General features: G+C 63.4%; 6 protein-coding genes and 1 pseudogene. 6 read left to right on the forward strand and 1 reads right to left on the reverse strand.

Annotation, left to right across the window (positions count from 1 at the left end; all coding sequences use genetic code 11):
- Positions 1-42: 42 nt before the first annotated feature.
- The 6 genes from VL752_RS20430 to VL752_RS20455 all read left to right on the forward strand — a co-directional run bounded on the left by VL752_RS20430 (position 43) and on the right by VL752_RS20455 (position 6,480).
- Positions 43-1,359, forward strand: a complete 1,317-nt coding sequence (locus VL752_RS20430) for an LLM class flavin-dependent oxidoreductase (RefSeq protein ID WP_325358173.1) — start codon at positions 43-45, stop codon at positions 1,357-1,359.
- A 542-nt stretch (positions 1,360-1,901) separates the two neighbouring features.
- Positions 1,902-2,861, forward strand: a complete 960-nt coding sequence (locus VL752_RS20435; RefSeq protein ID WP_325358175.1) for a substrate-binding domain-containing protein — start codon at positions 1,902-1,904, stop codon at positions 2,859-2,861.
- A gap of 52 nt (positions 2,862-2,913) precedes the next feature.
- Entirely contained in the window at positions 2,914-3,969 is a 1,056-nt protein-coding gene (locus tag VL752_RS20440) for an ABC transporter permease (protein WP_325358177.1), read from the forward strand.
- Between the two features lies 1 nt (position 3,970).
- Positions 3,971-4,774: an ATP-binding cassette domain-containing protein gene (locus VL752_RS20445; protein ID WP_325358179.1), complete on the forward strand. Its 804-nt coding sequence runs from the start codon at positions 3,971-3,973 to the stop codon at positions 4,772-4,774.
- Positions 4,775-4,830: 56 nt separating this feature from the next.
- Positions 4,831-5,793, forward strand: coding sequence for a sugar phosphate isomerase/epimerase family protein (locus VL752_RS20450; protein ID WP_325358181.1), 963 nt, complete (start codon positions 4,831-4,833; stop codon positions 5,791-5,793).
- Positions 5,794-5,874: 81 nt separating this feature from the next.
- Positions 5,875-6,480 carry a VC0807 family protein gene (locus VL752_RS20455; protein ID WP_325358183.1) on the forward strand — a complete coding sequence of 202 codons (606 nt, stop codon included), beginning with the start codon at positions 5,875-5,877 and terminating at the stop codon, positions 6,478-6,480.
- Between the two features lie 76 nt (positions 6,481-6,556).
- On the opposite strand, the pseudogene VL752_RS20460 reads toward VL752_RS20455, so the two are convergent.
- Positions 6,557-6,794: pseudogene (locus VL752_RS20460) on the reverse strand (amidase); the annotation flags it as partial.

Below are 6,794 nucleotides of genomic sequence, written 5' to 3' on the forward strand. Positions count from 1 at the left end.
CTGCCCGGATTGTTTTCTGGTCAAACGGAATTGGGGAATGCCATGGCGAGACGGAACATGCATCTGGTGGCCTTCCTGATGACGGGGCCGACCTGTCACCACCACGGGGCCTGGCGCCATCCGGAGAGCGAGGTCGACAACATCCTGGACCCTACGCGCTATGAGCACATCGCCCGCGTGCTCGAAGCCGGCAAGTTCGATGCGCTCTTTTTCGCCGACATCCTGGGCATCTACGATATCTACGGCAAAAGCTACGACACCATGCTGGGGCGAGGCGGGCAGGTCTGCCTGCTCGACCCTGCTGTGATCCTGCCGATGATGGCGCGGGTCACGGAGCGCCTCGGCCTCGGCCTCACCTATTCCTCGACCTTCAACCACCCTTATCAGATCGCGCGCATGCTCGGCACGCTTGACCATCTGAGCCGCGGCCGCGTTGCCTGGAATGTCGTCGCTTCCACCTCCACGCTGGAAGCGCAGAACTTCGGCATGACGGAGATGCCGGGCCGCGCCCAGCGCTACGACCGGGCGGACGAGGTGTTGGAAGCCTGCATGGCGCTGTGGAACAGCTGGGAGGAGGGTGCCCTCGTCCTCGACAAGAAGTCGGGCATCTTCGCCGATGCGTCGAAAGTTCATTACGCGGATTACGAGGGGCAATGGATCAAGACGCGCGGCCCGCTCACCGTGCCGCGCAGCCCGCAGGGCCATCCCGTCATCATGCAGGCCGGCAGTTCGGAGCGCGGCCGGGATTTCGGTGCGCGCTGGGGGGAAATCATCTTCACCCTGCAGCACCAGAAGAGTGACATGCAGACCTTCTACAAGGATTTCAAAGGTCGGATGCAGAAGTTCGGCCGGGCGCCGGAAAGCTGCGTCGTGCTGCCCTCGATCGATGTCGTGATCGGCGAGACGGAGGCGATCGCGCGCGAGCGGGCGGAATACGTGAACGAGCTGGTCGATACCCAGCTCGGCATGGCCTGCGTCTCCGGCCAGATCGGCATCGACCTGTCGCAGCTCGATCCGGATCAACCGCTGACGGATATTCAGGTCGAGCAGGGGTCGCGCGGGTCCTTTGACGTGATCCTGCAGGGCACCGCGGCGGAGGGGCTGACGCTGGGCGAGGCGGCCCGGCGCTTCGCGACAAGCGAGCTTTGCCCGCAGCTCGTCGGCACCCCGGAGATGATCGCCGACCGATTGATCGATCTCTTCCAGGACCACGCCTGCGACGGCTTCGTGTTGACGCCCACGACCTTCCCCGGCATGTACGAGCAGTTCTGCAAGACCGTGGTGCCGATCCTTCAGGAACGCGGCGTCTTCCGGAAGGACTATGCCGGCCGCACCCTGCGCGAGCATTTGCAGGACTGACTCTCGCCGATTGGCGGGAGTCCTCCGGTCGCCGCAGTTTCGGAATGAAATTTCCATTTCACGAGATGTCTGGCATGGGACAGGCACTCTGCTCTCGGCGCATGGCTGGGCGACTGCGCTGCGGATGGCGAAAAGCGCAGCCTGTTCCGTGCCTTCCCAGCTTCCTTGGCGAAGGCTGAGACCAGAGGATGGCTGCGACGGCCGTCTGATCCCGGTTCGCCGTCGCGCGCTTTTGCCGCTCCGATCAACGTTATCTCGGCCAAATATGGAATTTGAAATCGTTTGGCAGAAAAAAGTGGAATTTTTAGTCGAAATAGGCGAAAAGCGGATTTACAGGCGGAGGGCGCTATGGCCTTATCGTCAGGGCCAAAAGCGTCATCAAGAACGTTCGAAGGAGGTGGGCACAGACGGCACCGATCGGCCGTGCCGGCATAGGCTGCAAGCCGCCATTCTGCGTGAACCGCAATCAATGACGTTCCAAGAGCAATAATAACTCGGCGTTTCGCGCCCCCAGGGGCGCAGATGGGAGAGGACAGGAAATAATGAAGAAAATACTTCAGAAGACCGCCGTCGTTTCGGCGGCCATTGCTGCCATCGCCTGCACGGTATCGGTCGCCGCGCGTCCCGCGCAGGCGGCGGAGAAGGAATTCACCTTCGCGATGATCACCCACGCCCAGCCGGGCGACACCTTCTGGGACATCATCCGCAAGGGCGCCAATGCGGCGGCCAAGAAGGATCACGTCAAGCTTCTCTATCTCTCGAGCCCCACAGCCTCCGGTGAGGCGCAACTCGTCAACAATGTCGTGTCGCAGCATGTGGAGGGCATCGCCCTGACCCTCGCCTTCCCGGATGCGGAGGCACCGGCCGCGAAGGCCGCCATGGCCGCGGGCATTCCCGTCATCGGCTTCAATGCCGGTGGTGATGCCTGGAAGGATATGGGCATTCTCTCCTATGTCGGTCAGGACGAGACCATCGCCGGCAAGGCGGTCGGCGAGCGTCTGAACAAGGAAGGTGCGAAGAGCGTCGTCTGCGTCGACCAACAGCAGGGTGCGGTGCAGCTCGAAGCCCGTTGCGACGGTATCAAAAGCACCTTCAAAGGCAGTTTTTACACCCTTTACGTGCCCGGCTATGACATGGCTTCCGCTCAGTCGCGCATCGTCGCCAAACTGCAGCAGGACAAGAACGTCGACTATGTCGTGACGCTGGGCGCGCCTTTCGCGCCGACCGCCCTGCAGGCCGTCGGCATGGCGAACAGCCAGGCCAAGGTCGGTACCTTCGACCTCACGCCGCGCGCCGTCGGCCTGATCCAGGAAGGCAAGCTGCAATGGGCGGTCGACCAGCAGCCCTTCGTCGAAGGCTATCTGGCGATCGATTTCCTGTGGCTGAACAAGGTCAATGGCGATGTCGTGGGCGGCGGTCAGCCGGTGCTGACCGGCCCGGCATTCGTTGATAAAACAAACATCGCTGATGTCGCCAAGTTCGCGAAGGGTGGAACACGCTGACACGTCCGAACGAATAGGGCGATAACGGCCGGAAGCGGCCGGGAGGGATAACGTGAGTGTCTTGACAGAAACAGCAGAAACGCGCTCTGCGCGCAGGCAGCTCGTGCGGCAGCCGCTCTGGAAGAAGGTGATGAAGCGGCCGGAGGTCGGCGCGCTTGGCGGTGTCATCCTTGTCTTCGCTTTCTTCTATGTCATGGCGCCACCCTTCCGGCAGCTTCCGGCGCTTTCCATCGTGCTCTACCAGGCGGCGACGCTTGGCATTCCGGCCGTCGCCGTCGCCCTTCTCATGATCGGCGGCGAATTCGATCTGAGTGCCGGTGTCGCGGTCACCTCCTCGTCCCTCGCAGCCTCGATGTTCGCGACCGAGATCGCCGGCAATATCTGGATCGGCATCGTTTTCGCGCTGGTCTTCTCGCTCGCGATCGGGGCGCTCAACGGCTATCTGCTCGTGCGCACCAAGCTGCACAGTTTTCTTGTCACCTTGTCCACCTTCCTGATGCTTCAGGGTCTCAACATCGCCATCACCAAGCTGGTGACCGGGAATGTCGCGACGCAGGACATCGCGGGCATGGACGGGTTCGATCTCGCGCACCGGATCTTCGCCTCCCAATTCAAGATCGCCGGCGTCAGCATCAGTATCGCCATCGTCTACTGGCTGCTCTTCGCCGTGATTGCGACCTGGGTGCTCCTGCGCACCCGCATGGGCAACTGGATCTTCGCGGTCGGCGGGCAGGGAGACAGCGCGCGCGCCGTCGGCATTCCGGTCAAGCGCGTCAAGATCGGCCTCTTCATGGTGGTCGGCTTCTCCTGCTGGTTCACCGGCATGCATATGCTCTTCGCCTATGACACGGTGCAGTCTGGTGCGGGCATCGGCAACGAGCTGCTCTACATCGCCTCCGCCGTGGTGGGCGGTTGCCTGCTCACCGGCGGCTACGGCTCTGCCGCGGGCTCCGCCCTCGGCGCCTTTATCTTCGGCATGACGACCGAAGGTGTGATTTATGCCGACTGGGACCCCGACTGGTTCATGTTCTTCGTCGGCGCCATGCTTCTCCTCGCCACCGTCTTCAACGGCTGGCTCCGTGTCCGCGCCGTCAGCCGGAGCAAATGAGATGAGCCATTCCGGAAATCCCATCATCCAGCTTACCAATGTCGGCAAGAGCTATGGCAATATCAGCGCGCTCCGCGATGTCAGCCTCACCGTCCGTCAGGGCGAGGTCACTTGCATCCTGGGCGACAACGGCGCTGGCAAGTCGACGCTGATCAGCATCATTGCGGGGCTCATCACCCACGACCAGGGCACCTATGCCGTGGACGGCAAGCCGATGACCTTCAACTCGCCGCGCCAGGCGCTCGATCTCGGCATCTCGGCGGTCTATCAGACCCTGGCCTTGGTGCCGCTACTCTCGGTATGGCGGAACTTCTACCTCGGCTCGGAGATCCGCGTGGGGTCGGGCCTTTTCCGCCGGCTCGATGTGAAGACCATGCAGGAGACGGCGGCCGAGGAACTGCGCCGCATGGGCATCAACATCGTTGATCTGGAGCAGCCGGTGGGCACGCTTTCGGGCGGCCAGCGGCAGGTCGTCGCCATTGCCCGCGCGGTGCATTTCGGCGCGCGCGTGCTGATCCTGGACGAGCCGACGGCGGCCTTGGGCGTGGCGCAATCCGGCCTCGTGCTGCGCTATATCGCGACCGCCGCGCGTCAGCACGGCATCGGCGTCATCTTCATCACCCACAACCCGCACCATGCCTACATGGTGGGAGACCACTTCATGGTGCTCTCCCGTGGCGAGGTCGAGCTCGATACGCCGCGCGCGGCGCTCACGCTGGAAGACCTCATGTATCACATGGCGGGGGGCGCCGGGCTCGATGCTCTCCAGCATGAACTGCATCGCGGCGAAACCCAGGCTGCCTGAATGTCAACAGAAATGACTAATCAAGCTCGACGATTCGGGCAGAGTGGAGACATGTCATGAAAATCGGCATGGTGTCGGATTCCCTCGGCCATCTCCCCTTCGAGGAGATGCTGGATACGGCGGCCGCCGTCGGCATCCAGGGCATCGAGATCAACGCCGCGAATTGGACCTCGGCGCCACATATCGACCGGATCGGCCTGCTGACGGACGAGGTTGCGCGCGGCCGTTTTCTGCGCGCTTTTGAAGCCCGCGGCCTCGAGCTCATCGCGCTGAACGCCAATGGCAACCAGCTGCACCCCCTGGAGGGCGAGGAACAGTCCGCGGCCCTTTACGAGACCATCCGGCTCGCGGGTGCGCTCGGTCTCGACACGGTGGTGCTGATGTCGGGCCTGCCCGCGGGCGGGCCGGAGGACCGGACGCCCAACTGGATCATCTCCTCCTGGCCGCCGGAGACCAGCCGCATCCTGAAGTGGCAATGGGAAGAGAAGCTGCTGCCCTATTGGCACGATCTCGCGGCCTTCGCGCAAAGCCAGGGCGTCACCAAGCTTTGCGTCGAAATCCACGGCAATCAGCTCGTCTACAACGTGCCGGCACTGCTGAAGCTGCGGCAGGCGATTGGGCCGGTCGTCGGCGCCAATCTCGATCCGAGCCACCTGATGTGGATGGGTGCCGATCCGCTGGCGGCGGTGGATGCGCTGGGCGATGCCATCCTGCATTGTCATGCCAAGGATACCTATCTCAACGCGCCGCGCATGGCGTTGACGAGCCGGCTCGAGAACGGATCGCTCACCAATATCCCGGCCCGCTCCTGGAGCTACATCACCCTCGGCCTCGGCCATGGGACGGAGTGGTGGGGGGAGTTCTGCTACCGGCTGCGTATGGTGGGGTATGACGGCTGGCTTTCCATCGAGCATGAGGACGTGCTCCTCTCGCGCGTCGAGGGTCTGCGCCGCTCGGTGGATGTGCTGCGCGCAGCGGCGCCCTCAGAACCGAGCGACTTCAAGCTGCAGGATTTCTGACCTCCGCCGCCCGGTTTGCCGATCGTGGCGGAGGCGGACTAATCTGCGGTGCTTCGGCGATGAGCAGGAGTGCGGCCTCAGTTGAAGCGTCTGTCCTGGAACCTCGTGGCCGAACTCGGCGTCAACATCCTGGCGCCCTGGGCGGTGTTTTCGCTGTTGCAGCCCCTCTACGGGGATACGCTGGCCCTCATGGGCTCGGCCCTGCCGCCGTTGCTCTGGAGCCTGTTTGAACTCATCCGCGTCCGAAGGCTGGATGCCGTGAGCGTGGTGGTTCTCGCCGGAATCCTGCTCACCGTTGCGGCCACCGCCTTCGGCGGCAGCCCCAAGCTTCTGCAATTGCGCGAAAACGCGGTGACAGGGCTGATCGGCCTCGTCTTCCTGCTCAGCCTCTGCCTGCGCCGCCCACTGCTCTACCACCTCGCCGCCGCGACCTTCGCCCGGCAGGGGGCCGAGGCCGCCGCCCGCCTGGAGCTTTTCATCGCGACGCCCAAGGGTGGAAGCTTCTTCCGGCATCTCACCGTGCTCTGGGGTGCAGGCCTTATCCTGCAAACGGCGATCATGACCTGGCTCGTGTATCTTTGGCCGATCGGCCGCTACCTGCTGCTCTCGCCCTTTATCGGATACGGCATCCTCGGCCTGCTCTTTGCCGGGACCTTCTGGTACCGGCGCAGCGTACGGGCGGTCTGACCGGCACTCAGACCTTTCGGGTGGGCAGACGCCGACCGCCTATCTGACCGGCTCGCGGCTGCTGCCGGAGCGCCCTCTACAGATTCGTCTTGCTCATCATCATGTGGATGCCCTTGTTGCCGTCCACCGTCTGCGTCACGCGCAGATCGCCGATCAGGGAGCAGAGCATATACGCCTGGTTGCGGGAGAGATTGCTGCGGCGACAGATATGATCGACCATCTCCCGCACCGCCTGCTTCGCCGCGTCATCCAGATCCTCGTCGAGGCCGATGGAGATCAGATGCGTCGCACTTTCCGCGAAGGGCCGTTCGATT

Source organism: Acidisoma sp., assembly GCF_035492295.1.
Lineage (GTDB): Bacteria > Pseudomonadota > Alphaproteobacteria > Acetobacterales > Acetobacteraceae > Acidisoma.

Excerpts from the sequence above, each read along its gene's own strand:
- VL752_RS20450 (WP_325358181.1), top strand. The coding sequence starts at position 4,831 with ATGAAAATCGGCATGGTGTCGGATTCCCTCGGCCATCTCCCCTTCGAG.
- VL752_RS20430 (WP_325358173.1), top strand. The coding sequence starts at position 43 with ATGGCGAGACGGAACATGCATCTGGTGGCCTTCCTGATGACGGGGCCG.
- VL752_RS20445 (WP_325358179.1), top strand. The coding sequence starts at position 3,971 with ATGAGCCATTCCGGAAATCCCATCATCCAGCTTACCAATGTCGGCAAG.
- VL752_RS20435 (WP_325358175.1), top strand. The coding sequence starts at position 1,902 with ATGAAGAAAATACTTCAGAAGACCGCCGTCGTTTCGGCGGCCATTGCT.